This window comes from Rhizobium ruizarguesonis (genome assembly GCF_012349115.1).
Classification (GTDB): Bacteria; Pseudomonadota; Alphaproteobacteria; order Rhizobiales; family Rhizobiaceae; genus Rhizobium; species Rhizobium ruizarguesonis.
Genome location: NZ_PQIG01000065.1, coordinates 45,734 through 70,971, shown reverse-complemented (window position 1 = coordinate 70,971; position 25,238 = coordinate 45,734). Strand labels below are relative to the sequence as shown.

Sequence of the window (25,238 nt, the reverse complement as noted above, 5' to 3'; positions counted from 1 at the left end):
CCGGCGTTAATAATTAATGTACCTTTAAGTACCATAATTATTTCAACGATGGCGAATCGACCTGCTCGAACATTGGTCGATAAGCATGAGGCTGCTCGCCACGGCCGGGATGTCACCCGGGATGCAACACATCCAACTTCTAAGAGCGGGTCGAATTTCCCATGACGAGCATCAATACGAACAATTCAGCGATGTCTGCCCTTCAGACGCTGCGCAGCATCAACTCCAATCTCGAAACGACACAGAATAGTGTTTCTACCGGTTATCGGGTCGATACAGCATCCGATAACGCCGCTTACTGGTCGATCGCAACCACGATGCGGTCCGACAACAAGGCGCTCTCGGCCGTGTCCGACGCCCTTGGCCTCGGCGCAGCAAAGGTCGATACTGCCTATACGGCCATGGACAATGCGATCGACGTCGTCGACGAGATCAAATCCAAGCTCGTCGCAGCGACCGAAGACGGTGTCGACAAGTCCAAGGTCCAGGAAGAAATCAGTCAGCTTCAGGAACAGCTGCTGAGCATTGCCCAGTCGGCGTCGTTCTCGGGTGAAAACTGGGTCGCCGGCGCGGATGGCACGAAAAGTGTCGTATCGTCCTTCGTTCGCGACGGCTCGGGCGCCGTTTCCGTTAAAATGACGGAATACGCTCTGGATACCAGCTCCACGGGCAATGTGTTGTTCGGCATGAGCAGCGGGACGATCGATACCGCGTCCGGCATCCTCGGAACGGTGGATGCAAATGGCGATTCCGTCTATTCGCTTGACATCACCGACTTCACCACCGGTCAGATCCAGTCGGCGCTGTCGACCATCGAATCCGCACTGTCGGCAATGACCTCCGCCGGTGCGCAACTCGGTTCAATCTCGACGCGCATCGATCTGCAGGAAGACTTCGTCGGTGCGCTATCCGATTCGATCGACTCGGGTGTGGGCCGGCTGGTCGATGCCGACATGGAGGAGGAGTCGAGCAAACTCTCCGCCTTGCAAACACAACAGCAGCTTGCGATCCAGTCGCTATCGATCGCCAATTCGTCGTCCCAGAATATCCTGTCGCTCTTCCGCAGCTAAGCGCAGGACAGATAGGACGCTCGGACCAAATCCGTTGATCACACGATCGAGCCTGGCCTTCCCGGTCAGGCTCGATCGCGTTCAACTCACTCCTGCAAATTTGTGCCGGCGGGTCCCTATCGCTTCCGTCCTCATCCGAACTATGGTGTCGCGATCGGCGAAATCGCGGTTCACTTCTGAGCAATGCTGTCCGTCGTCTCGATCGCAACCACGATCGGCCTTAGTCTTCGCACCCGAGGCGGAGAACGCAGCGCGCGGGATCATCGCATGTCGGAACGACTTGAATCTGCCCGTCCTGACGAAACGCCCGCCATCGTCTGGCTCGGCTTCATGGCGATGTGTGTCGGCATGTTCATGGCGATCCTCGACGTCCAGGTGGTGGCGACATCGCTGCCGACTATCCAGTCCGCGCTCGGCATCGATCCGGATCAGATGAGCTGGATACAGACGGCCTATCTCATCGCCGAAGTGGTCGCGATCCCACTCACCGGCTTCTTGACCCGGTTGCTGACGATGCGGTGGCTGTTCGTTACCGCCATCAGCCTGTTCGTCGCAGCCTCCGCCGGCTGTGCGGCGAGCGGCAGCTTCGGTGAGTTGGTGGCTTGGCGGGTGCTGCAGGGTTTTTCCGGAGGAACGCTGATCCCATCGGTTTTTTCAGCCGTGTTCATCCTGTTCCCGAACGAGCGGCAGGCGCTTGCAACGACGATTGCCGGCGTTCTTGCGGTGCTGGCACCGACCGTCGGACCGATCGTCGGCGGATGGCTGACTGAGACCTATTCCTGGCACTGGCTGTTCCTGATCAACATCATCCCCGGTATCGTCTCGGCAATCCTGGCGGCACGCTTCCTGCCGCGGCAAGCGACCGATCTGTCCGAACTCAGGCATCTCGACGGCCTGTCGCTTCTGCTGATGGCGACCGCGCTGACGAGCCTGGAACTCAGCCTGAAAGAGGCGCCGACGAGCGGCTGGATCTCGGCCTATGTCCTCAGCCTGCTAACGGCCTGCCTTGCATCGGGAGGCGTCTTCGTCTGGCGAACGCTGCGCAGAAACCGGCCGATCGTCGATCTTGGCAATTTCGGCGATCGGAACTTTCTCGTCGGCTCGGTTCTGAGCTTCGTGCTCGGCATCGGCCTCTTCGGCTCGGTCTATCTCATGCCGGTCTTTCTCGCTTTCATCAGGGGACACGACGCTCTCCAAATCGGCATGACGATGCTGGTCACCGGCATCGCGCAACTGGTCACGGCGCCGATTGCGGTCGCGCTGGAGAAGCGTATGGATGCGCGGCTGCTGTCGGCTGCCGGTTTCGCGCTATTTGCGATCGGTGTCGGGATGAGCGCGTTTCAGGATCCTCGCACGGACTATGACGCGATGTTCTGGCCGCAGGTCGTGCGCGGCGTCGCCATCATGTTCTGCCTGCTGCCGCCGACGCGGTTGGCGCTCGGCACACTTCCGGCAGATCGCATTCCCGATGCGAGCGGTCTTTTCAACCTGATGCGCAATCTCGGCGGGGCCATCGGCATCGCGCTGATCGACACCATCATCTACACGCGCTCGGAACCGCTCGGACAAGCCCTCTGGACCCGTCTTCAAACCGGCGACATCGAGGCTGGGACATTCGTCGGCGCACCTCTTCAGACCATATCGGGGCATAGTGGCAGCTTCGATGCGGATACCATGGCGCTACTCGATCCGCTGGTCCAGACAGCGGCAAGTGTCCAGGCGATCAACGAAGCCTGGATGATCGTCGCCGTCCTGACCGGCTGCGCCCTGCTCTCAGTGCCCTTTGCCAGGCGGCCAACGTCAACGTGAAAACCAGGGTTGACGAAACCGCTCTAAAGAGAATCAACTAAGTTGTTGAAAAACCTGGAGCCGAGACGGCAATAGCGCCACCAGTTGTCAGTCTTCGCCCCAAAAATTTATTCTGCGACAAGGTGGCCAGAACCCTACCCCGCGATCCTGAGATGGAAGCCCAACGCATCGGCCAAACGGCTTCTAGGCCAGCTTAGCACTGCGCGTCTCGGCATCGATGAAATAGGCTGCAGCACCTGCCAACAGCAGCAAAGCAGCGAAAATCCCGATGACCAGGCCGAAATCTTTAGTCACAAAAAGACCGATCAACGATGGCGAAGAGGCCGCTGCTAAGGTTGGGAGGAAAGTGTTTGAGAGGTTTTGGACTGCTTTATGCGGCAATCGCGACCGTTCCTGCAATGCCAGTAAATTTCGCTCATGCATAAACGACCATTGGCAGCGCCACTTCAAATCGCCTGCCGACTCGTTGGTTTTGGCGCTTTGAGCAACAAAAGGGGCGCTCCCCGGGGAATTGGAGCCGGTCAATCAAACCCGGCGGCAACGCGTGATTTTCGCAGACAAAAAAAGAGGGCCGACGGAGAACCGTGGCCCATTAATTGTGAAGGTATAAACCTCCAGAGGGGAACAGCTGAAACGACGGAACTGGGAGGAAAGCCGTCGTGTTGCATCAGCTGTGATCACTATGCTCCTTTTTTGACCAGTTGGAAAACATTTTTTGTGCAATGCAGCTATGCAATAGCGGACCATCCAGCCGAAAATAGTCCGTAGAGGATGGCATCTTGAAGGCTGCGGACTAGGCCGCAATGAAACGAGCCATCCAGTGGAGAAGAGGCCATGCGTGAGGACGCGATGCCTTTGATCGGGTTCGACGATTTCGCTTGATTTTACTCGGCGTCGTCGTTCGCCTTTGGGAACAGTTGCAGCACATTTGACCCACTCGGGTGCGCGAGAGTGCGCGCCTTTGGGCGCCGCGGGTTGTTTTCTCCAGCCTTTTGGATAGCTGAAACGAGACCTTCCCGCTGGCGATAATAATCTGGCTTGGCAGGCAGGGTGAGGTCAAACTCTTCGAGCATACGCTCAATAATGTCCATCGCTTCAGCCGCCAGACCAGCATAACCTTCTTGGCGTCGCTCGAAGAAGCCATCGTATCCGGGCCTGGAAAGGTCGAGACTATCCAACGCATAAGAAAGGGTCTTCACTCGGTTCGACAACCACAAAATTTCTTCTGAAAGCTCGGTATTAAAAAGCCCCCAGTTTGCGTCCTGCGGAAGTGCAAGGGTTGGATCGCGAACGTGAAACGCGAATTCGCCTTCATCCATAGGATTGAATTCGGGCATGTCGTGAACGGCCGCATAGCTGGCTCCGACAAAATCGTCTAGGGCCAGCACCGTCAGCATCGCTAGGTTTCTAACCTCGGCTTTCGGGCGCCGGTTGATCCCAGACTTCGCAAGTCGAATGACGATGGGAAGCAAGGAGCCAGCGGCTAAACCGCCAGCGGCGATGAACGCTCCCATTGCCATGATCCCTTGAGTGGTTTCGAAGAACTGCGTCAATAGTCACCTCGTTGAATGGGAGCTGCGAGTTGCGTCAAGAAGCATGCACAGACGGAATCAGCGCTTTCCGTCCCAGTTTGCCTTGAACTTAAATGATAGGGAACTCCGTTCCCGCCGTGTGGCGCCATTGAGCAACCTGACGGCATCATCGTCACCGGCGACCTCAGTTCCTTTGGCGCCTTGGCAATGACCTCTCGGTGCAACTTTCGAATTGAACATAAAGTGATATCGGCTGGCCTGTCTTTCAAGGACCTAACCGAGAACCGGCGATAGTGGTAAGATTTCTCTCAACCATTTTGCGTCATCCTCCAGTTCCCTTCTGAAGCCAATCCACGAGATCCCAATGCCCTCGGACCTTAATCGCAGTTTCCCAATGCCTCGCCGCGAAGAGCTTGGTCTCTGCACGATCAGCAACGGTTCCGGCCTGTCGATATCGGCCCTGCCGAACGGCACGCTGTTTGCCATCGAATATGCCGACGCTCTGGGATCGGTGCAGATCAACCAGATACAGGGCTCGCCGCTCGTCGGCGGCATCGGTCGCCTCTATCTGCGCGTTGGTGGCGCGAAACCTGACGTCGTCGAGATTGTCGGGCCGCGCGCCAATGGCAGTTTCGGGCACGATGCGACGAGCTTCTCCTGGAGCGGCAAGAGAGGCGATATCGGCTACAATGTCCGCCTCGAGCTTCATCCCGCCGAAACGGCCTGGTTCTGGCGTGTCTCCATCCGGCATCTGAAGGATGGAACGCTGCCGGTCGATCTGGTGCTGATCCAGGACGTCGGTCTCGGCGATCGCGGTTTCCTGATGAACAGCGAAGCCTATGCGTCGCAATATGTCGATCATCACATCGCCGATCACCAGACATTCGGTCCCGTCGTGATGAACCGGCAAAATCTCAAGCAGGCAGGTGCCCGCATTCCCTGGCTCGTCCAGGGCTGTCTCGATGGGGCGGCTGCCTATGCCACGGATGCGATCCAGCTGGTGCAGGCGAGCGACCGCCTCGGCGATCTGCTGGTCGGGCCTTTCGGCACCAGCCTGCCGAGCAAACGGCGGCAGCAGGAGACGGCATGTCCCGCCATCCAGTCGAGACCGCTCTCCGTGCCGGCAAGCGGCGCGACCGCGACCTTCTTTGCCGTCTTCGCCGCCGATCATCCCGAGGCGTCGAGCGATGCCGATCTTTCGTGGCTCGACGGGCTGGTAACGATAAAAGGTGTGGCAGCCGATATAGCAGAGGCGGCGCCGGTCCGCAGCCTGCTGCAGGATGCCCCTCTGCTGAAGGCCGAGGCGCTTGATAAGAAGGCGATCGGCCAGCTTTATCCGGAGCGGAGCCTGGAAGAGCGCGCTGAGGGAAAGCTGCTTTCGTTTTTCGTGCCGGACGGCGCCTTGAACCGCCATGTCGTGTTGCGCGAAAAGGAACTCCTGGTAGCGCGCCGTCACGGCGCGATCGTCCGCAGCGGTGAGAATATGCTGCTCGATGATGCGACGCTTGCCGCGACCTGCTGGATGCAGGGCATTTTCGCGGCCCAGCTGACGATCGGCAACACCTCCTTTCACAAGCTCTTTTCCGTCTCCCGTGACCCCTACAATCTGACGCGCGCAAGCGGGCTGCGCATCATGGCGGATGTCGGCGCCGGCTGGCAGCTTCTGGCGGTGCCGTCGGCTTTCGAAATGGGGCTCAGCGATTGCCGCTGGATCTATCGCCTCCCCGAATGCACGATCATCGTGTCGGCGGTCGCCTCCGGCGAGGATGCGGCGATGCAGTGGACCATCTCCGTCGAGGGCAAGCCCTGCCGCTTCCTGGTGTTCGGTCACATCGTCCTCGGCGAGCGCGAATATGACGCGGGTGGGCAGATCGAATTCGACACGCCAGGAAAACGCATGCTTTTCCGGCCGGACCCGGCCTGGCTCTGGGGCGAGCGTTATCCCGATGCCGGCTATTGGCTGGTGAGTTCGACGCCCGATGCCATCGATGAGATCGGCGGCGACGAACTGCTCTACAGTGATGGGATTGCGCGCAACGGCGCCTTCGTCGCGCTCAGATCCCGGCCGACACAGGCGCTCTCCTTTGCCGTCGTCGGCTCGATGACCGATGCGGCGGAAGCCGAACGACTGGCGCAGCGTTATGAGGCGGGCGTCACCGATGAAGCCATGCTTGCACCGGCATCAAAATTCTGGCGGAACGCTGTGCGCGGCATAACGATCGGCAGCACCTCGCCCGACCTTGCCGCGCAGACGACCCTGCTGCCCTGGCTTGCGCATGACGCGATCGTGCATCTGAGCGTACCGCACGGCCTCGAGCAATATACGGGTGCGGCCTGGGGCACACGCGACGCCTGCCAGGGCCCGATCGAATTCCTGCTCGCCTATGAGCATGACCGCGAGGCCAAGGAGGTGCTGAAGACCGTCTTCAGCGAACAATACCTTGACAAAGGCGACTGGCCGCAATGGTTCATGCTGGAGCCCTATGCCAATATCCGGGCGGGCGATAGTCACGGCGACATCGTCGTCTGGCCGCTGAAGGCGCTCTGCGACTATATCGAAGCGACCGGCGATCTCGCCATTCTCGACGAGAAAGTCTCCTGGCGCGATGAAAAGACGATGGCCAGGGCGCCGGAGCCCGACACCATTGCGATCCATGTCGAGAAGCTGCTCGATACCGTTCGCGAAGCTTTCATCCCGGGAACGCATCTGATCCGCTATGGCGAGGGAGACTGGAACGATTCCCTGCAGCCGGCCGATCCGCATCTGCGCGACTGGATGGTCAGCAGTTGGACCGTTGCCCTGCTCTACGAGCAGATCGTCCGTTATTCCGCGATCCTGCGCCGCCTCGGTCATGGCAACAAGGCCAAGGGCTTAAGGAAGATCGCAACGGCGATGCGCCGGGATTTCAACCGCCATCTCGTGCGTGACGGCGTCGTTGCCGGCTACGGTATCTTCGATCCCAGCCATGACGGCGTCGAATTGCTGCTGCACCCGAGCGACCAGCGCACCGGCCTGCATTTTTCGTTGATCTCGATGACGCAGGCGATGCTTGGCGGGCTGTTCACGCCGGCTCAGAGAGGCGATCATATGAAGCTGATCGAAGATCATCTGCTGTTTCCCGACGGCGTGCGGCTGATGGAGAAGCCCGCGACCTATGCCGGCGGCCCCGAGACGCTGTTTCGCCGCGCCGAATCCTCCTCCTTCTTCGGTCGCGAGATCGGGCTGATGTATGTGCATGCGCATCTGCGCTACTGCGAAACGCTGGCGCTGGAGGCCGAGGCGGAAGAGCTCTGGAAGGCGATCGCCGTCGTCAATCCGATTTCAGTCACATCAGCGCTGCCGCATGCATCGCTGCGCCAGCGCAATACCTATTTCAGCAGCAGCGATGCAGCGTTTCATGACCGTTATCAGGCAACGGCCGAATGGGAGCGCGTCAAGGCGGGAGAGACCGCCGTCGACGGTGGATGGCGCATCTATTCAAGCGGCCCCGGGCTCTACACCAGAAGCTTCGTCGAAAATATCCTCGGCTTCAAACGGCGCTTCGGCCGGCGCAAACGCAAACCGCTTCTTCCCGCGATCCACGCCTCTGCCGATCTGCACACCGACCATGCCGCCTGGCGGCGGCTGATGAAGCCGAAGCCTGAGGTGTGACGCGTGCGCGCGCGCTCCGCGCACCGCGGCATTATGCGGTAGCGTCGCGCAGCTCCTCGAAGCGTGCGGCACTTTTCGACAGGTGGCTTCGGATGGCGCGGCGCGCGGCAGGTTCGTCGCGGTCGCGGATCGCCGCGAATATGGCATGGTGTTCCCTGCGCATGCGCGCCGCATGGCGCTTGCGCTCGACTGATGTCATCTTGTCCAAGCGTGCCCATTGCCGCGGCACCATAATGTTGCCGAACGTGTCGAAGAGGCGGCCGTAATAGGAGTTCTGCGTTGCGACCAGGATGGATCTGTGGAAGGCGTAGTCCTCTTGCGCACCATATCCACCCTCCTCGAGCGCCTTGTCGAGGGCATCGAGACGGTCCTGCATGCGGTCGATGTCCTCCTGCGTGCGCCGCAGCGCGGCAAGACCGGCGGCTTCGTATTCGATCCCCATGCGCAGCTCCAGCACGCGCAGAACCTCGTCGATCGACTGCAGGTCGTTCGGAATGATCGAGAAGGATCTGGGCGTCGGATCGTTCGAGACGAAAGCCCCAAGGCCTTGCCGCGTGGTGATCAACCCCTTCGCGCGCAGCGCGGCGAGCGCTTCGCGAACGATCGTTCGGCTGACGCCGGTCGCCGTCATGATCGCCTGCTCGGTCGGCAGGCGCTGGCCGGGCTTCAGGTCGCCGGACTCGATTTGCGCCGTCAACATATCGGCAAGGTAGCTGCGCAGGTTCGGCGCCTGCTGAATGGTATTGACGACTGCGTTGTCCCTATCTGCCATCCTGTTTCGAAATCCTGGTGTTGAGGCGGCTGCGCCGACCCCGTTTCCTGTTCGCATTCCCTCCACGCCGATGCGGTGGGCAGCAGCCCTAGAACAGGATGATTTTAGGCCGGGTCGGCCTAAAATCTGAATCCTGTTCTAAATTATAGAGTTAGAGCGTGATGTCGTCCGAAAACTGCTCGCACTTTTCGGCATCATGCTCTAGCGCATAACCCCGAAAACCGGAATCGATTTTCGGGGGTTACGCGGAAAATCAAAACGATAGAGCGTCGTTAGCGCGTCTGAAAAGGCGCTCTAGGCCTGATCGGTTGGTGAGACCGATCAGCGCGCCAGCCAACCGCCATCGACAGGCAGCACCGTTCCATGCACGTAGTCGGATGCCGACGATGCCAGGAATACGGCCGCACCGCCGAGTTCGGACGGCGTTCCCCAGCGCCCGGCCGGGATGCGGGCAAGGATGGCGGCACTGCGGTCGGCATCCTCGCGCAGCGCCGTCGTATTGTTGGTGACGAAGTAACCGGGGGCGATGGCGTTGACGTTGACGCCTTTGTCGGCCCATTCGCAGGCAAGCAGCTTGGTCAGTCCAGCGAGGCCACTTTTCGAGGCAGTATAAGACGGGATCCGGATGCCGCCCTGGAAGGAGAGCAGCGAGGCGATGTTGATGATCTTGCCCCTGCCCTTGTCGACCATATGGCGGCCGGCTGCCTGCGACAGGAAGAAGGCGGTCTTCAGGTTGACGTCGATCACCGCGTCCCAGTCTTCCTCGGTGAAGTCGAGCGCATCGGCGCGGCGGATGATGCCGGCATTGTTGACGAGGATATCGAGGCCGCCGAAGGTCTGGATGGTCTCAGCGACGATCCCCTTGACCGGCTCGATGCTGGCAAGATCGGCCTTGACGACATGGAAGCGGCTTCCCGCTTCCTTCACCAGCGCTTCGGTTTCGTCCATCGAGGAGCGTCCGACGGCGACGATCGACGCACCGGCCTGCGCCAACGCTGCCGCGATGGCCTGGCCGAGACCGGTATTGGCGCCGGTGACGACGGCGACCCGGCCAGAAAGGTCGAAGGGATTTGCCACGACGCTCACCTCAGATCCGCAATGGCGATATGGTCCATGTCGGTGAAGCTCTTATTGTCGCCGGCCATCGCCCAGATGAAGCTGTAGTTCTTGGTGCCGGCGCCCGAATGGATCGACCAGGGCGGCGAGATGACCGCCTGTTCGTTGGCGACAAGCATATGCCGGGTCTGCTGCGGCTCGCCCATGAAGTGGAACACACGCTGCTCCGCTTCCAGATCGAAATAGAGATAGGCTTCCATGCGGCGGTCATGCGTATGGGCCGGCATTGTGTTCCAGACGCTGCCCGGCTCGATCATGGTGAAGCCCAGGGTGAGTTGGCAGGACTGGCAGACTTCCGGATGGATGAACTGGTAGATCGACCGCTTGTTGGCCGTTGCGGCTTCGCCCGGCGTCAGGTGACGGGCCTTTTCACGGGTGAGCAACACGGTCGGGTGCGCTTGATGCGCCGGCGTCGAGACCAGATAGAACTTTGCCGGATCGGCAGCATCCGCGCTCTCGAACCTGATGTCCTTGGCACCCTTGCCGGCATAGAGGCAATCATATTTGGCAAGATCGTAGCGTGTGCCGTCGACGATGATGCGGCCGGCGCCGCCGATGTTCAGGGCGCCGAGTTCACGCTCGGCAAGGAAGGTTTCCTGTCCGATCGCCGTCGGTGCCGTCAGCGTCAGACCGGGGCCGAGCGGTGTCGCGCCGCCGATGACCATCCGGTCGTAATGCGAATATGTCAGCCGGATCTCGCCGCCCGCGAAGACGGTTTCCACCAGAAAGTGACGCCGCAACGTCTCCGTGTCGAAATCGCGCACGGCCTCGGGATGGGAGGCGTGCCTCACGTCGATCTGCATGTCAATTTTCCTTCCGCTTTATTGTCGCCAGGGGTCGTCGCTATTGCGGAAGCCGATCTTGTCCGGCCTGTTCCGCCGCGGCGGTATCCATCCGGTTACATAGTTGTACGACAAGTTTGGTGTCAACAGGTTTGTCGGTGCGCGCTTGAGGAGACGCAAGGCCCGCAAGAGCACGAAAGAAAATCTGGGAATAGATGAGGAGAATTTCCGGAGATGATGACGCCATCATCAAGCGATGATCGCAAGTGGTCGCTTCGGCGCGGTCCGGAATTTTCTTGGGCCAAAACGAAAAAGCCTGCCGCGGGAGGAGGTGCGGCAGGCTTTCGAAAAAAACCGAACGACAGCTGGGAGGAGGAGTGCTGTCATTCCACAGACGACCCTGGGAGGAGGATGGGGCGCCTGTACATCGAAGGGATGCGGGAGGAGGTGCATCGCTTCGATAGAAATAATCATACTTATTTCTTGCTCAGTTGATAGGCATTTCTTTGCAGGGCAGCTATGCGCTATGCGAAAAGCGGGCGGCTTGATCAGCCTGCTCCATCTGCCGCAGGCACAAAAGCAAAGCGCCCGCTTGGGAGGAAGCAGGCGCTGGCATAGTCTCGAAGATGCTTGGTCTAAGCTGCCGTTAGCGGGCGATGGCTGCGCGGGCGACGTTGCGGATTTCGCTGCGGCCGATGCCGAGGTCGTCCAGTTCGCGTGCGGACATACGACCCAGTTCAGCGACCGTCTGACGATACTTGCGCCAGTTATTAAAAGAGCGTGCTACGTTCATGATGATCCCCTTTCGTGGGCTTTCGAAGCTTAGCTGCCAGTCCTTGGCGCTTCGTTCGCTTCGATGAGCTCTATATAGTATGAGACCCCTGACTATTGCAGCGCCAATGCATCACTGCACCTATGCGGCAATTGCATGGATCATCAAATCTGGTGGCGATTTCCCGATTATGCTTTGAAACGATCGAAGGCCGTCAGCCGCACGATCGGCGGCTCCGCCTCGGCCCAGCGGTAAATATCCGAGCGCAGATAGGAAAGCTCGTCGTCGAGATCCTCTTCGCCGACTTCGATCCACCAGGACTTCAGGCGGCCGTCGCTTCCGTCCGACCAGCGATAACCCCTCGCCTTCAGATGATCCTTCATCTCGAACGGACTGTGTTCGGCAAAGATACGGATGCGTGAGCGCTGGCTGGCGCGGTAAAGCTCGGTGAACGGGCTTTCACCGTCGCGCTGCTCTCGATCGAGGATTTCCAGCAGTGCGTGGCAGTCGTCCACGGCGCGATGGCCTTCGTGGAAATACCCAGCCTGGCCGACGAGATAGCCGAGCTTCGTACCCTCGAAGCCGCGGGCGCTCCAGTCGATCTCCGAAACCGAGCATGCCCAGGCCTTGCCGGTGAAAATCTTTGAGAAAGCCTCGCAGAACGGCCGGTCGAACCCAGCATTATGGGCAATGATCAGATCGGCCGGCTCGATCAGAGTTCTCAGCGATTGGATATCGATGAGCTGTCCTTCGACCATCGCATCGTTGATACCCGTCAGCCGGCTGATCTCGGGCGGGATCGGCCGGGACGGCTGTTGCAGGCCGCCATAAATGCCGACGATATCGCCGATCGCGCCGTCATCGTTGAAGGTAAAGGCGACGGCGCCGATTTCGATGATCTCGTCGCTGCGGTGGTTGAGACCGGTGGTCTCCGTATCGAGAATGACGCCGAGCCGCGAAAACTCCGGCCGTCTGACTGATGCAATCGGCCGGGCCGCCAGTTTTCTCAAGATGCGATAGTTGCCGCTCTCTTCCAGCGTCCGCGCCATGTCTTCATCAGAGTAGGCGGTCGGTTGGGAAGGTTGCCGGCGCGATGGACCGCGCACCTTGGCAATCGCGGGCGATGCCTTGGCAAACATGTCGAGTTGCGAATCTCTGTGCACGCTCATCGGATCTATATGTCACGGAGACGCGATTTAATCCATCACACGACAACGCCGAGCGTCCGTCAGATGCGCAAAGGACGCTGTAGCCCTTTGAATTACGCAGTCGCCAGGCGCGGCGGCGTGTGAACGCCTGCCGTTTTGTCCGGTTGGAAGCTCAGCCGGCAGATCGCGCCGGGATTGCGGTTGTCGATCGTCACCTCGCCGCCGTGCATGCGCAGGATGTCACGAACGAGATTGAGGCCGAGGCCGGCGCCGCGTCCGTCGTGATGGCGCTTGAAGAACGGCTCGAATATCCGATCCCGCATATCGGCGGGAATGCCCGGTCCCTCGTCTTTGACCTCGATCCAGTTGCAGCCGGCGGTCAGCGAGATGATGCCTTTCCGGCCGCCGTGGTTGATCGCGTTCTGCAGGATGTTCATCAGGGCGCGCTGCAGCGCCAGAGGATCGCCCTCGATCTCGCCGGCACCCTCGACATCGAACTGCACCATATAACCGGCGGCAAAGGCCAGCGGCGCCATCTCGATGATAACCTTCCTCGCCAGCTGCCCCAAATCGACCTTGGTGAACTGGACCTTGCCCTGTTTCAGCCGCTGAAGATCGAGCATCTGCTCGGTGAGAACGGCAAGCCTTGCGGCATCTTCCAAGAGGTCGGTCTTGGTCGAACTGTGCGGCAGGGATCCAATTCGCGTATTGAGAATGGCGATCGGCGTGCGCAGCTCATGGGCGGCGTCGGTCAGAAACCGTTCCTGCCGCTCATAGCCCTCGTCGAGACGGCCGAGCGCGCGGTTGACGGCGTGCACCAGCGGCGCGATCTCTTCGGGAATATCGTTTTCCGACAACCGGCCGCCGCGCTGGTCGATATCGATCGTATCGGCCTGGAGTGCCGCCTGGTCGATCCCGACCAGCGACCTTCGCACGACAAGCGGCGTTGCGATCAGCGCGCCCAACGCCATCACTGCGACGATGGGGATAACAATTTTCACAAGGATCAATGAGACGCGGAACAGGATGAAGGCGAGTGAGTTCGGGCCGTCGGTGCCCGTCAGAAACTGCACCTGTCCCCAATCCATCGCAATCCACATCATCCGGGCAGCCGGACGGTCGTGGTCGCCGAGATCCGAGCCGAACCTTGCCTGGCCGACATGATCGAGCGTATTGCCGATGGTGGCATATTCTTCCGGAATCCGGCCCTCGGTCAAAACATGTCCCTGCATGTCGCGAATGGTGTACCAGAGATCGGGCGCATCTTTCCGCAGCTGTCGCAAATCCTCGGTCTCCCTCAGGCTCAACTCTCCGGTGGGCTGGCGGAAGATGGCCTGGCGCAGGATCTCGATCGTGCCCTCTGTCGACCTGTAATCGGTTATCTTGCCCACCGAAGTCAGCACGATCATCACCAGAATGAGCACGACCGACTGTACGGCAAGAAGCCGCCAGAGCAGGCGCTTGCGCAGCGAATAGGAGCATCGTCTGCTCATGATGCTTCACGCAGGAGATAACCCACGCCCCGGATGACGTTGATGACTACGCCCGCATGCGACGCTGCCAGCTTGCGCCGCAGCCGCGATATATGGGAATCGAGCGCATTCGACTGGATCTCGTCGTCGAAGCCGAAAACCGCTTCCATCAAGGCCGGCCGCGGCACCATGCGACCGGCCCGCCGCACCAGGCATTCGAGCACAAGTGCCTCCCGGCGCGGCATTTCCAGACGCTGGCCGGAGACGATGATGTCGCAATAGGTCGGATCGAATAAAAGCCGGCCGACCGAGATCAGCGCCGGGCGCAAGGTTTCGGAGCGGCGCATCACGGCACGCAGCCGCGCCAGAAGTTCGTCGAAGACGAACGGCTTGGCGAGGTAATCGTCGGCGCCGGTCTCAAGCCCAGTGATCCTGTCTGGAACCTCTCCCTTGGCGGTGATGACGATGATTGGCAGCGTCAACCCCTTTTTGCGGATCTTCGGAATGAGTTCAAGGCCGTCGCCGTCGGGCAGTTGCCGATCCAGGAGGACGGCGTCGTAAGCGCCGTCGCCGATCACCAGCTCGGCGTCGCATAGGGTCGAGACGTGGTCCATCACCATGTCGTGCCGGGTCAGGGCGCCCCGGAGCGCCACGGCCATTTGAGGTTCGTCCTCGATCAGTAATATGCGCATCTCACATTCCTATCGGGGCCGTCGATCCACAGGAGGAGACCATATCACCTCATCGACGCCCGCAGCAGCGGTAGCGCATCGAACGCCGGATTGCTGCCTCGAAGCAAAGGATCCTATCTCTCATCATGCGCGGCGCTGCTCGATCAGAGCCATTGGCTGGTACCTGCGGCTGATGCGATAAACCGCAGCCGGCGGGATATTGCGCAACGTCCAGCCGATCCTCTTTGAGACAAGACCGAGGGAGTCGAGGATTTCGACGAGCACTGGGCATTTTGGGCCGTAGGTGAATTGATAGAAGGCACCATGCGGTCTGAGGTTGGAAAAGCAGCCCTCGAGCAGCGCCTGAACATCGTCCGGCCGCAGGGCAAGAAGCGGAAGGCCGCTGACGACGCCACCGAAGAAGCTTCTGGAAAGCGCCGTCTTCCACATCTCCCGCACGTCCAGATGCAGCACCCTGGCATCGGGAAAGCGATCTTGAAGCAGCGTGGCGAAATCCCGTTCGTATTCGATCAGAGTCAGATCGCGCTCTGCAATGCCGCGTTCCAAAAGGGCCGCGGTGAAAACCCCGGTGCCTGGGCCGAGTTCGAGAATCGGCCCGGTTAGCGTAGAAATTTCCTTGGTCATCAGGCCCGCAAGGCGGGGGCCTGATGGTGTGATCGAGGCGATGCGCAGCGGCGCGCGAAGCCAGGCAAGAAGAAAGCGTCGGCGATCGAAACGTGGCATGGGACCTTCACGGTGGCTGATTGATCCCACCCATGAACCGGCTCAACATTGCAACAGTCTGTCATGTCGCAGTCACGGTGCCGCAGACGCAGATTTTTATGCCTGAGACGCGACCTTCCGGTGCGCTGCTCTCAGCCCCCTCCTGTCGATCCAGCTTTTGATTTCGGCGGCAATCGCCTCGGGCTGGTCCTCGGGGGCAATGTGGCGCGCCGGCCCACAACCCCTGATCTCCAGGCCGGCGACGTTGTCGCGGCACCACGAAATCATCTCGCTGCCGATCAACAGCGTTTCGGAGGGACCGTCGAAGGTCAGCAACAGCTTGGGAGTCAAAGGACTGGCGGAAAGCCAGCGGTCATAGGCCTCGATCCTGGCGACCACGTCGGCCGGCTCGCCGTTGATCGGCATGGCGCGCGGCCATTCCAGCAGCGGGCGCCGGCTGTTACGGTCCGGATAGGGTGCGCGGTAGACATCCCAGTCGAAATCGCTGAGCCCTTTCAGCGTGGTCGCGCGCAAGGCCTGTTCGATGAAGAAATTTTCGTCGAGGACCTTGGCCTCGCCGGTTCCCGCACCCCGCAACAGCTCATAACGCGCCTTTCCTCCGCCCGGCAAATCCTCCCAGCCCATCGGCCGCAGGATGGTTTCCATGAAGGCGATGCCGCGCACCCGCTCGGCGTGGCGCGAGGCCCAGTCGAATGCCAGCGCGCCGCCCCAGTCGTGGCCGACGAGCACGACGTCGTCGAGGTCAAGCGCATCGAACCAGGCGTCGAGATAGGCGATGTGATCGCCATAGCGATAGCCGATATCGGGTTTGCCGGAGCGTCCCATGCCGATGAGATCGGGCGCCAGGCAGCGGCCGGCCCCGATGCCGGGCATGATGTTCCGCCAGAGATGCGATGAGGTGGGATTGCCGTGAAGGAAGACGATCGGGTCGCCCTCCCCCAATTCCTCGTAGGAGATGAACGAGGTGAGGATATCGATGGTCGGCATATGGAGCTCCACGCTTTCGTGCTATATAGGCAGGCGACTGTCCATTTATCATATAGACAGGTAACTGTCTATATCGCTGCGCGGGGTTTCATGTCGTCTTCTTCCCTTGGCCTGTTGTTGCGTCTGGTCCATCAGCATTGGACACAGGCCGTCGAAGCGGCACTCGATGAGGCCGGCTACGGCGATATCCGCCCGCCGCACGCCAATGTCTTCACCTTCGCGCGGCCCGAGGGCATCCAGGTCAGCGAGCTGACCAAGCTCGCCCGTGTTCGCAAGCAGACGATGACGCAGGCCGTGGAAGAACTCGAGCGCTTGGGTTATGTCGAGCGCCGGCCCGATCCGAATGACCGGCGCGGCCGGCTGGTGTTTCTGACGGAAAAAGGCCAGGGGGTCAGGCCGATAGCGATGGCGGCCGGTCGGCGCGTCGATGAAAGCTGGGCCGCCCTGACCAGCCAGCAGCAGATGGACGATCTGCGGACAGCACTCCGGCGGCTGCTGGAACAGCTGCAATGACAAAGCGGGGCTGGCATGAGAGCAACTCTTTCCACTTAACCGTCGCGCGACCGAAGGAGAATGTATGCCTGGTGACAAAAGCAAGGGCGCCATGGAGGATGTCGTCGTCATCGGCGCCGGTGCCGCCGGCATTGCCGCCGCCCGCCGCCTGCAGGCAATCCGCCCGGATCTTTCCATCCTCCTGCTTGAAGCCGGCGATCGTCTCGGCGGTCGCGCCTGGACGGTCGGGCTGCCTGAAGCCGCCGATATCGGGCTCGATCTCGGCTGCGGCTGGCTGCATGGCGCGCGGACCAATGCCTGGACTGCGATCGCCGGCGAGGTCGGACTGACGGTCGACCGCACGCCTGCACCCTGGAACGATGGCGGACGGCGGCTTCAGCGGGATGACGCGGCGGTGCGTGCCGCAAGGCAGGCGATCGGCGCCTATTTCGAGCGCCTCGAGGGCCACGAGGGCCACGAGGGGAATGATGCAGCCATGGCCGATATGCTCGAGCCCGGCAATCCCTGGAACGGCCAGATCCGGGCGGTCGGCACCTATATCACCGGTGCCGAACTGGAGCGGTCGTCGGTCGTCGATTACAACAGATACGATCCCGGCCCTGGCCCTGACTGGCGGGTGCGCGAGGGCTATGGAACGCTGGTCTCGCTTTACGGCAAGCCGGTTCAGGCAAGGCTCGGCACCGAGGTCACGCGCATCGACCATCGTCATGCCGGCCGTATCGCCATCGAGACGAACCATGGTGTGCTCAATGCCCGCGCCGTATTGGCGACCGTTTCGACGAATGTGCTTGCCGCCGGCAAGATCGACTTCGACCCGCCTTTGCCTGACAAGATCGAGGCAGCAGCCCGTTTGCCGCTCGGGCTCGCCGACAAGCTGTTCTTGAGGCTTGTAAATCGGGAGGCGTTGCCGGCGGATACGCACATGCTCGGCTCTACCCGTCGCGGCGCAACCGGCACCTATCAGCTTCGGCCGTTCGGCGCCCCCGTCGTCGAAGCCTATTTTGCCGGCGACCTCGCGCATGATCTGGAGGGGCAAGGCAGAGGGGCCGCCTTCTCCTTCGCCGGAGATGAACTGGCGGCACATTTCGGCGCGGATATCCGCAAGGAATTGTCGGTGCTCGCAATGTCGGCCTGGGCCGCAGCGCCCCATATCGGCGGCTCCTATTCCTACGCAGAGCCCGGCGCCTCCGATCTGCGTGGCCGTCTCGCCGCGCCGCATGACGGGCGGATCTTCTTTGCCGGCGAAGCCTGTTCGACGTCGCGTTATTCGACGGCGCACGGCGCCTACGAGACCGGCGTCGCTGCAGCCGAGCTGATCGCGGGGTCGTTTTCGCAAAGTCCGTGATCCTCGCCGGCTGCGATGGCAGGCAGGAATATTTTTTTCTCACTTGGTAGCGCGGGCGGGATTGGTTATGCTGCCCTCGCCCCTGTGCTCCCAGTTCAGGGCGCTACACGTCATCCGGCGGCGAGCGGCCGCCTCAAGCACAATATTGTCATTGTCATTGATTGCAGGAGCCCCGGCTTCTACCCCGGCGTTTGCACGTCGGCTGCGGGTATCCGCATGAGGAGGAAGAAATGGATTATCGCAAGCTCGGTCCCAGCGGGACCGTCGTCACCGCCTATTGCCTCGGCACCATGACCTTCGGCGCGGAGGCCGACGAGGCCGCCTCGCACAAGCTGCTCGACGATTATTTCGCCTGGGGCGGCAATTTCATCGATACCGCTGATGTTTACAGCGCCGGCAAGTCGGAAGAGATCATCGGACGCTGGCTGAAGGCGCGCCCGACCGAGGCCCGCCAGGCGATCGTCGCCACCAAGGGGCGTTTTCCGATGGGCAACGGCCCCAACGATATCGGCCTGTCGCGCCGGCATCTTAGCCAGGCGCTCGACGATTCGCTCCGCCGCCTCGGCCTCGAGCAGATCGACCTCTACCAGATGCATGCCTGGGACGCGTTGACGCCGATCGAGGAGACGCTGCGTTTCCTCGACGATGCGGTCTCATCCGGCAAGATCGGCTATTACGGCTTCTCCAATTATGTCGGCTGGCACATCGCCAAGGCCTCGGAGATCGCCAAGGCGCGCGGCTACACGCGTCCGGTGACGCTGCAGCCGCAATATAACCTGCTGGTGCGCGACATCGAGCTCGAGATTGTCGCGGCCTGCCAGGATGCCGGCATGGGCTTGTTGCCGTGGTCGCCGCTCGGCGGCGGCTGGCTGACCGGCAAGTACAAGCGCGACGAGATGCCGACCGGCGCCACCCGCCTCGGCGAAAACCCCAATCGCGGCGGTGAATCCTATGCGCCGCGTAATGCGCTGGAACGAACCTGGGCGATCATCGGCGTCGTCGAGGAGATCGCCAAGGCGCATGGCGTCAGCATGGCGCAGGTGGCGCTCGGCTGGACTGCTGCGCAGCCGGCGATCACATCTGTCATCCTCGGCGCCCGCACACCGGAACAGCTCGCCGACAATTTGGGCGCCATGAAACTCAAGCTCTCCGATGACGACATGGCGCGGCTCAACGAGGTGAGTGCGCCCCAGCCTTTGGACTATCCCTATGGCAAGGGCGGTATCAACCAGCGCCATCGCAAGATCGAGGGCGGCCGCTGAGCCTTCCTTCTATAACCGGATGAGTCGTCTCGCCCGGTCTGCAACCACCAATGAAAAAGCCGCCATGTTTCCATGGCGGCTTAGCGGCCTTTCTGCTTGGGAGGCGATTTTAGGCCGGAAGCTGGAAGATGACGTTGGCGATCAGGACGATCGCCAGCCCGCCGGCGAGCGCGAGATAAGGCAGGATGCCGGCTTTCTTGACGCCGAGATCCTGGCCGACGAGACCGAGATCCTCCATCGCGCCGGCCGGGAATTTGCCGCCGTCGCGCACATAGTGGCGATAGGCGAAGACCGGCAGGATCAGGGCGGCGAAGATGAAGCCGACCCAGAGCGCATTGGAATAACCCCAGACCTTGGCACCCGCACCGAGGAAGAGCGCGTTGACGAAGGCCAGCACGGTGTTGAGGCCGATCAGCCAGGTCGGCGCCTTCCAGGGGCGTTCGATATGACCGGAATCCATCCGGTGGATCCAGCCGGAATTGAGGTTCAGGAAGTTGAAGATGATGTAGCCGACATTCGAGACGGCGAGCACGAAGAAGTAGCCGCCGACATCGGAGGCGATCGCCAGCAGGAAGAGATTGAAGGCGAAATCGGTCCACATCGCCCGGGTCGGCGCGCCGTGCTCGTTGACGTGGTCGAGATATTTCGGCAGCCAGCCGTCCTTCGAGCCCTGGTAGAGCGTGCGCGAGGAACCGGCCATCGCCGTCATGATTGCGAGGAAGAGCGCCATGATCATCAGTACGACGAGCAGCTGGGTGACGACGCGGCCGGCGCCGATCAGGCCGCCGAGCGCTTCGGCAACACCCGTGCCATCAACGATGCCGGGGGCCAGCATGCCTGCATGGCCGAGGACGCCCTGGAAGGCGAAGGGCACGAGGAAGAAGAACAGGCAGCAGGCAAGGCCGGAATAGAAGATCGCCTTGAAGGTGTCGGTCTTCGGGTTCTTGAGTTCGCGGGTGTAGCAGACGGCCGTCTCGAAGCCATAGGTCGACCAGGCGGCGATATAGAGGCCGCCGAGGAAGAGTGTCCAGCCGCCGTTGCTCCAGGTGCCGTCGACAGCGGCATAGGCGGCTGTCGGCGGCACGAGACCGGTGACGTTGGTGGCCAGGATCTGGCCGCTGACGATCGGGTAGAGGCCGATGATGAGCAGCGGCACCAGCACGATGATGGCCAGCCACTTCTGCACGCTTGCCGTTTCGGAAATGCCGCGATGCTGGATCGCGAAGATGATCAGCATCAGGATGCCGCCGATGAAGAAGGTGGCGTTGATATTGGCGGTGGCAAGGAAGGGAATGTTGAAGCTCAAGAGCGACCAGCTGCGGATCGCCGGCGTCAGGGCGGCGATACCGTCGGTGCCGAGCAATGCCTTGACGGCGTCATCCGGCGTCGTGCCGGCATGGGCTGCGATATATTCGGCGACGCGGGGGCTGTCGGCCGTGATGGAAGCGGCATGCGCTGAGATCCAGTCGAGGACCATTTGCGAATCGGCTGCAGGAATCGGGTAGAATGCGTTGAGGATGTAACCGGCGGCGATGGCGCAGCCGAGCGACAGCACCGGCGACCAGGCAAACCAGTTGCACCAGACGGACAGCGGCGCGATGAATTTCGAATAGCGCAACCAGGCGGTGGCGCCATAGACCGAAGCGCCGCCGGATTTGTTGGCGAACATGCCGGCGATCTCGGCATAGGTGAAGGATTGCAGGAAACCCATCACCATCGAGATGATCCAGACGACGAAGGCAAGCTTGCCCGTCGTGCCCGCAATGCCGCCGATGGAGAAAAGAACAAGCGGCGGCACGCCCGCAGCCACCCAGAATGCGCCCTTCCAATCGAGCGCGCGTACAAGCTTACCTTCGGTGCCGGATGCAATCCCGGCCTCCACAATGTCTGTCATCAGTGAAATTCCCCATTCTATTTGTTCCGGACGTATCTTTGTACGTCTCCCTGAACGTGTCTCCCTGACAGTCTCAAGCCCGCCCGGATGATTTTGGCGATCCGTGTTCCCGACGGATTCCCGAGTCTGAACTCTTTATGCATAGTGAAGATATTTTCTTTTTAGTCAACATCACTTTACTTTCCACAGCCATTTTGTAAACCTGTGTCCGCATGCCTGAGGGCATGCCCGATCCCCATGAGGGCAGAATGCGAGAACTTCATCCTGCTATGACAGGCCTGCGGCCGGCCGCTCCGAGCCTCGTGCATTATCCCGGCATTCCTACCCTGCCGGAGGGAACCGAGCGCTACAGGGCAAAGGGCGGTGGATCGGTCGTTATGCGCGTCGAGCCGGGCGACCGGGTCAGTGTCATCGACAGCGAGGGCGGGCAGGTCTGTGAGATCTCCTTCCTCGATGAGAAAGGCCGCTTCCTGGCCGCCGGTCTCGGAACGGCATTCAGCAATTCAGCCGAGGGTTTGAAGGCCATTCTTCAAGCGGAGGATGAGAGTGCTGCCCGCACGCGTGCAGCGCTTCAGCGTCGCGGCGCCGATCTGGCAGTGGCCGGTGCGCTCTGTATCTTCGGGGCGGGTTCGACCCCGGGCAGCCGGGCGGATTTCACGATTTCCATGAAGGGCCTGCTGATCGTCGCAGCACCCGCCAGCGCCATGTCGCCGGAGGCACAGGATACGGCGACGCCGATCGAGATCAGGATCAAGCGCAGCCTGCTGATCCGCGATTACGCTTCCGCCTTGCCGGAACCGGCCGCCGATCCGGTCGAGGATATCCGCATCCGGGCGGCGACCGCGGCCGCCTATTTCGTGCGTGCCGGCGAATTCATCCAGATCATCGACGTCTATGGACGCCAGTGCACCGATTTCCAGGCTTTTGCCGCCCGCAAGGTCGACAATGGTCTCGACCTCGCGCTTGATTCCACCGTCACCCGCACGCTGCTCGGCCGCAGCTATCCGACGCCGGGTCTCCCCTCCAAGGCCTTCGACCGCGACTTCGAACCGCTGGTCGAAATCGTCCAGGATACGGTCGGGCGTCACGACGCTTTCGCGACCGCCTGCAATTCGCGCTATTACGACGACATGGGTTATCCCGGCCACGTCAACTGTACGGATAATTTCAACGCTGCGCTGGCGCCTTACGGCATTGCCGGCCGCAAGGGCTGGGAAGCGCTGAACTATTTCTACAACACCAATATCGACCACAACAACCAGCTCTATCTCGACGAGCCCTGGTCGCGCCCTGGTGATTACGTGCTGATGCGGGCGCTGACCGACCTCGTCTGCGTCTCCTCGTCCTGCCCTGACGATATCGATGCGGCGAACGGCTGGGATCCGACGGATATCCACGTCCGCACCTTTTCCGGAAAAGAGAAATTCTCACGAGCGGTAGCCTATCGCATGACCCCAGATGCCGACGCCGAACTGACACGCGAAACCGCCTTCCATCCCCGCCTCTCCGCGTTGACGCGGGACTACACCGAATATCGCGGCTACTGGCTGCCGAACCGCTTTTCCAGCGAAGGGCCGGTGGAGGAATACTGGGCCTGCCGCGAGCGCGCTGCCGTCATCGACCTCTCGCCCTTGCGGAAATTCGAGGTGACGGGGCCGGATGCCGAGGAACTGCTGCAATATTGCCTGACGCGCGACGTGCGCAAGCTGTCGACCGGCCAGGTCGTCTATTCGGCCATGTGCTACGAAAACGGCGGCATGATCGATGATGGCACGCTGTTCCGGCTCGGCGACAAGAACTTCCGCTGGATCGGCGGCGATGATTTCAGCGGCATATGGCTGCGCCAGCAGGCGGAGAAGAAGGGCTTCAAGGCCTGGGTCCGCTCTTCGACCGACCAGATGCACAATATCGCCCTGCAAGGTCCGAAGAGCCGCGATATCCTGAAGGAGATCATCTGGACGGCGCCGCGCCAGCCGACGATCGGCGAGCTCGAATGGTTCCGCTTCACCGTCGGCCGCATCGGCGGCTTCGAGGGTGTTCCAATCGTCGTCTCGCGCACGGGCTACACAGGCGAGCTCGGCTACGAGATCTTCTGTCATCCGAAGGATGCGCTGACGGTGTTTGACGCCGTCTGGGAGGCAGGCCAGCCGCACGGATTGAAGCCGATGGGGCTGGAGGCGCTCGACATGGTCCGCATCGAGGCCGGTCTGATCTTCGCCCATCACGAATTCACCGACCAGACGGACCCGTTCGAGGCCGGGATCGGCTTCACGGTGCCGCTGAAATCCAAGCAGGACGATTTCATCGGCCGCGAGGCGCTGATCCGGCGCAAGGAGCATCCGCGCCATCTGCTCGTCGGCCTCGATATCAAGGCGAACGAAGCGGTCGGTCATGGCGATTGCATCCATATCGGCCGGGCCCAGGTGGGCGTTATCACCAGCGCCACGCGTTCGCCGATCCTCGGCAAGACGATCGCGCTCGCCCGCATCGACGTCATGCATGCAAGCCCCGGCATCGAGGTCGAGATCGGCAAGCTCGACGGCCACCAGAAGCGCCTGCCGGCGACGATCGTCCCGCTTTCGCATTACGACCCGCAGAAGACGCGGCCGCGCTCGTAATGCCTGCTTTTGTGGTCGAGGCCGGCGATTGGTGTCCCGGCATGCAAGGCGACCGAGATGCAACCTGATGATGAGTGAGTGGCCCTGAAAAACTAAAAGTTGACAAATTCGGGTTGAGTGTCTATATCTCGATAGTCGATATTGCTTGTTTGACTTTTGTTATCGCACGCTGGCAACGTGCCCTGGACGAACTTCCCTCTTCAAAATCGAGATCATCATCCGTCGTGCTTCCGCACGTGCGGTCGTCAATTGCTATGAAAGGGTTTGTTATGACCACTGGCACAGTTAAATGGTTCAATTCCACCAAGGGTTTCGGCTTCATTCAGCCTGATGACGGCGGCGCTGACGCCTTCGTCCACATCTCTGCCGTCGAACGCGCCGGAATGCGCGAAATCGTCGAAGGCCAGAAGATCGGCTACGAGCTTGAGCGCGATAACAAGTCGGGCAAAATGTCCGCTTGCAATCTCCAAGCTGCCTAAACTGAAATCTGCTTTCCTTTGACCGCGGATGTACCGGCACTGTCGAAAGTATGATACTATTAAGGTCAGGCACGTTGCCTGGCCTTTTTTGCTGAGTCGGCCAGCGGGCTGCGGCATAATTTCCTAAACGCGGAATCGCTTTAAGGAATTATGCAGTAATTCAAAGCGTTACAGCGTCCTTTGCGCGTCTGAAAGACGCGCGGCGCTGTGATAAAATCCAGGATTGATATGACAGAGTCACACAGCAAATCACGCAAGCAGGCGGAGATTGCCTTCGGAAACGCGCAATCGCAGTTCCTGGCGCGAAGCCGCGCGGTCGAAGAGATCGATTCGACCGTACGTGCCCGCGAGGAAAAAACCTTGCGGTTACGCGAAGCGCGTGAGGCCAAGGAATTGCAGGATCGCTTGACAGGGGTTACTGCTCCTGCCGCGAAGCGAAAAAAGAAAATCTGACCCCTACTGCATAATTCCTTAAATCGGATTCGATTTCAGGATAAAACCATGCAGCAGTTCAAATTATTACAGCGCCCTTTGCGCGTCCGATGACGTGCGGCGCCATAGAACAGGATGATTTTAGGCCGGATCGGCCTAATCTCTGAG

21 protein-coding genes are annotated in these 25,238 nt (G+C 60.9%); 9 read left to right on the top strand and 12 right to left on the bottom strand.

The window, feature by feature from the left end:
• Positions 1-161 precede the first annotated feature (161 nt).
• Positions 162-1,070, top strand: a complete 909-nt coding sequence (locus C3Y91_RS08435) for a flagellin N-terminal helical domain-containing protein (protein ID WP_018071234.1) — start codon at positions 162-164, stop codon at positions 1,068-1,070.
• Positions 1,071-1,337: 267 nt separating this feature from the next.
• On the top strand, positions 1,338-2,879 hold the full coding sequence (locus C3Y91_RS08430; protein WP_130775792.1) for a DHA2 family efflux MFS transporter permease subunit: 1,542 nt from the start codon (positions 1,338-1,340) through the stop codon (positions 2,877-2,879).
• A gap of 183 nt (positions 2,880-3,062) precedes the next feature.
• On the opposite strand, the gene C3Y91_RS38685 is transcribed toward C3Y91_RS08430, so the two are convergent.
• Together C3Y91_RS38685 and C3Y91_RS08420 are read right to left on the bottom strand one after the other, a co-directional pair.
• On the bottom strand, positions 3,063-3,404 hold the full coding sequence (locus C3Y91_RS38685; RefSeq protein WP_392397615.1) for a hypothetical protein: 342 nt from the start codon (positions 3,402-3,404) through the stop codon (positions 3,063-3,065).
• A gap of 359 nt (positions 3,405-3,763) precedes the next feature.
• Complete coding sequence (locus tag C3Y91_RS08420) at positions 3,764-4,432, bottom strand: hypothetical protein (RefSeq protein ID WP_130687745.1); 669 nt, start codon at positions 4,430-4,432, stop codon at positions 3,764-3,766.
• A gap of 343 nt (positions 4,433-4,775) precedes the next feature.
• Here C3Y91_RS08420 and C3Y91_RS08415 point away from each other — a divergent pair, with 343 nt between their 5' ends.
• Positions 4,776-8,063: a GH36-type glycosyl hydrolase domain-containing protein gene (locus C3Y91_RS08415; protein ID WP_168575241.1), complete on the top strand. Its 3,288-nt coding sequence runs from the start codon at positions 4,776-4,778 to the stop codon at positions 8,061-8,063.
• Between the two features lie 31 nt (positions 8,064-8,094).
• Here the strand turns inward: C3Y91_RS08415 and C3Y91_RS08410 are convergent, their stop codons facing one another.
• From C3Y91_RS08410 to C3Y91_RS08370, 9 genes are all read right to left on the bottom strand, one after another.
• Positions 8,095-8,835: a FadR/GntR family transcriptional regulator gene (locus C3Y91_RS08410; RefSeq protein WP_018071239.1), complete on the bottom strand. Its 741-nt coding sequence runs from the start codon at positions 8,833-8,835 to the stop codon at positions 8,095-8,097.
• A 321-nt stretch (positions 8,836-9,156) separates the two neighbouring features.
• Complete coding sequence (gene kduD, locus C3Y91_RS08405; RefSeq protein WP_343227720.1) at positions 9,157-9,921, bottom strand: 2-dehydro-3-deoxy-D-gluconate 5-dehydrogenase KduD; 765 nt, start codon at positions 9,919-9,921, stop codon at positions 9,157-9,159.
• On the bottom strand, positions 9,918-10,754 hold the full coding sequence (kduI, locus tag C3Y91_RS08400) for a 5-dehydro-4-deoxy-D-glucuronate isomerase (RefSeq protein ID WP_024320102.1): 837 nt from the start codon (positions 10,752-10,754) through the stop codon (positions 9,918-9,920). Before kduI ends, kduD begins: the two co-directional genes overlap by 4 nt.
• Positions 10,755-11,379: 625 nt before the next feature.
• On the bottom strand, positions 11,380-11,526 hold the full coding sequence (locus tag C3Y91_RS08395; RefSeq protein ID WP_003548073.1) for a DUF1127 domain-containing protein: 147 nt from the start codon (positions 11,524-11,526) through the stop codon (positions 11,380-11,382).
• 167 nt (positions 11,527-11,693) lie between these two features.
• A complete protein-coding gene (locus tag C3Y91_RS08390) occupies positions 11,694-12,674 on the bottom strand; it encodes a 3'-5' exonuclease (RefSeq protein ID WP_130687735.1) in 981 nt (326 codons plus the stop codon).
• A 92-nt stretch (positions 12,675-12,766) separates the two neighbouring features.
• Positions 12,767-14,146, bottom strand: coding sequence for an ATP-binding protein (locus C3Y91_RS08385; RefSeq protein WP_168575239.1), 1,380 nt, complete (start codon positions 14,144-14,146; stop codon positions 12,767-12,769).
• Positions 14,143-14,817, bottom strand: coding sequence for a response regulator transcription factor (locus C3Y91_RS08380; RefSeq protein WP_018071245.1), 675 nt, complete (start codon positions 14,815-14,817; stop codon positions 14,143-14,145). Before C3Y91_RS08380 ends, C3Y91_RS08385 begins: the two co-directional genes overlap by 4 nt.
• 123 nt (positions 14,818-14,940) lie before the next feature.
• A complete protein-coding gene (locus C3Y91_RS08375) occupies positions 14,941-15,540 on the bottom strand; it encodes a class I SAM-dependent methyltransferase (RefSeq protein ID WP_168575238.1) in 600 nt (199 codons plus the stop codon).
• 96 nt (positions 15,541-15,636) lie between these two features.
• Positions 15,637-16,527, bottom strand: a complete 891-nt coding sequence (locus C3Y91_RS08370; protein WP_018071247.1) for a haloalkane dehalogenase — start codon at positions 16,525-16,527, stop codon at positions 15,637-15,639.
• Here C3Y91_RS08370 and C3Y91_RS08365 point away from each other — a divergent pair, their 5' ends adjacent.
• From C3Y91_RS08365 to C3Y91_RS08355, 3 genes are all read left to right on the top strand, one after another.
• Positions 16,528-17,040, top strand: a complete 513-nt coding sequence (locus C3Y91_RS08365; protein ID WP_018071248.1) for a MarR family winged helix-turn-helix transcriptional regulator — start codon at positions 16,528-16,530, stop codon at positions 17,038-17,040.
• Between the two features lie 64 nt (positions 17,041-17,104).
• Positions 17,105-18,385, top strand: a complete 1,281-nt coding sequence (locus tag C3Y91_RS08360; RefSeq protein WP_168575237.1) for a flavin monoamine oxidase family protein — start codon at positions 17,105-17,107, stop codon at positions 18,383-18,385.
• A 230-nt stretch (positions 18,386-18,615) separates the two neighbouring features.
• Complete coding sequence (locus C3Y91_RS08355) at positions 18,616-19,647, top strand: aldo/keto reductase (protein ID WP_130665878.1); 1,032 nt, start codon at positions 18,616-18,618, stop codon at positions 19,645-19,647.
• 109 nt (positions 19,648-19,756) lie between these two features.
• On the opposite strand, the gene C3Y91_RS08350 is transcribed toward C3Y91_RS08355, so the two are convergent.
• A complete protein-coding gene (locus C3Y91_RS08350) occupies positions 19,757-21,541 on the bottom strand; it encodes a trimethylamine N-oxide permease (RefSeq protein ID WP_130720162.1) in 1,785 nt (594 codons plus the stop codon).
• A gap of 248 nt (positions 21,542-21,789) precedes the next feature.
• On the opposite strand from C3Y91_RS08350, the gene C3Y91_RS08345 reads away from it, so the two are divergent.
• From C3Y91_RS08345 to C3Y91_RS08335, 3 genes are all read left to right on the top strand, one after another.
• Positions 21,790-24,159 (top strand): trimethylamine N-oxide demethylase, encoded by a 2,370-nt coding sequence (locus C3Y91_RS08345; RefSeq protein ID WP_168575236.1) that lies wholly within the window; start codon positions 21,790-21,792, stop codon positions 24,157-24,159.
• 269 nt (positions 24,160-24,428) lie between these two features.
• Positions 24,429-24,638, top strand: coding sequence for a cold-shock protein (locus C3Y91_RS08340; protein ID WP_003548109.1), 210 nt, complete (start codon positions 24,429-24,431; stop codon positions 24,636-24,638).
• Positions 24,639-24,866: 228 nt separating this feature from the next.
• The gene (locus C3Y91_RS08335) at positions 24,867-25,091 is read left to right on the top strand and encodes a hypothetical protein (protein WP_018071674.1); all 225 of its coding nucleotides are present in this window, start codon (positions 24,867-24,869) and stop codon (positions 25,089-25,091) included.
• Positions 25,092-25,238: the final 147 nt, after the last annotated feature.

What these genes read in the sequence shown, in the direction of transcription:
- C3Y91_RS08435 (WP_018071234.1), top strand. Translation starts at nt 162, where the DNA reads ATGACGAGCATCAATACGAACAATTCAGCGATGTCTGCCCTTCAGACG.
- C3Y91_RS08430 (WP_130775792.1), top strand. Translation starts at nt 1,338, where the DNA reads ATGTCGGAACGACTTGAATCTGCCCGTCCTGACGAAACGCCCGCCATC.
- C3Y91_RS08415 (WP_168575241.1), top strand. Translation starts at nt 4,776, where the DNA reads ATGCCCTCGGACCTTAATCGCAGTTTCCCAATGCCTCGCCGCGAAGAG.
- C3Y91_RS08410 (WP_018071239.1), bottom strand. Translation starts at nt 8,835, where the DNA reads ATGGCAGATAGGGACAACGCAGTCGTCAATACCATTCAGCAGGCGCCG.
- kduI (WP_024320102.1), bottom strand. Translation starts at nt 10,754, where the DNA reads ATGCAGATCGACGTGAGGCACGCCTCCCATCCCGAGGCCGTGCGCGAT.
- C3Y91_RS08395 (WP_003548073.1), bottom strand. Translation starts at nt 11,526, where the DNA reads ATGAACGTAGCACGCTCTTTTAATAACTGGCGCAAGTATCGTCAGACG.
- C3Y91_RS08390 (WP_130687735.1), bottom strand. Translation starts at nt 12,674, where the DNA reads ATGAGCGTGCACAGAGATTCGCAACTCGACATGTTTGCCAAGGCATCG.
- C3Y91_RS08385 (WP_168575239.1), bottom strand. Translation starts at nt 14,146, where the DNA reads ATGAGCAGACGATGCTCCTATTCGCTGCGCAAGCGCCTGCTCTGGCGG.
- C3Y91_RS08380 (WP_018071245.1), bottom strand. Translation starts at nt 14,817, where the DNA reads ATGCGCATATTACTGATCGAGGACGAACCTCAAATGGCCGTGGCGCTC.
- C3Y91_RS08375 (WP_168575238.1), bottom strand. Translation starts at nt 15,540, where the DNA reads ATGCCACGTTTCGATCGCCGACGCTTTCTTCTTGCCTGGCTTCGCGCG.
- C3Y91_RS08370 (WP_018071247.1), bottom strand. Translation starts at nt 16,527, where the DNA reads ATGCCGACCATCGATATCCTCACCTCGTTCATCTCCTACGAGGAATTG.
- C3Y91_RS08365 (WP_018071248.1), top strand. Translation starts at nt 16,528, where the DNA reads ATGGAGCTCCACGCTTTCGTGCTATATAGGCAGGCGACTGTCCATTTA.
- C3Y91_RS08360 (WP_168575237.1), top strand. Translation starts at nt 17,105, where the DNA reads ATGCCTGGTGACAAAAGCAAGGGCGCCATGGAGGATGTCGTCGTCATC.
- C3Y91_RS08355 (WP_130665878.1), top strand. Translation starts at nt 18,616, where the DNA reads ATGGATTATCGCAAGCTCGGTCCCAGCGGGACCGTCGTCACCGCCTAT.
- C3Y91_RS08350 (WP_130720162.1), bottom strand. Translation starts at nt 21,541, where the DNA reads ATGACAGACATTGTGGAGGCCGGGATTGCATCCGGCACCGAAGGTAAG.
- C3Y91_RS08345 (WP_168575236.1), top strand. Translation starts at nt 21,790, where the DNA reads ATGCGAGAACTTCATCCTGCTATGACAGGCCTGCGGCCGGCCGCTCCG.
- C3Y91_RS08340 (WP_003548109.1), top strand. Translation starts at nt 24,429, where the DNA reads ATGACCACTGGCACAGTTAAATGGTTCAATTCCACCAAGGGTTTCGGC.
- C3Y91_RS08335 (WP_018071674.1), top strand. Translation starts at nt 24,867, where the DNA reads ATGACAGAGTCACACAGCAAATCACGCAAGCAGGCGGAGATTGCCTTC.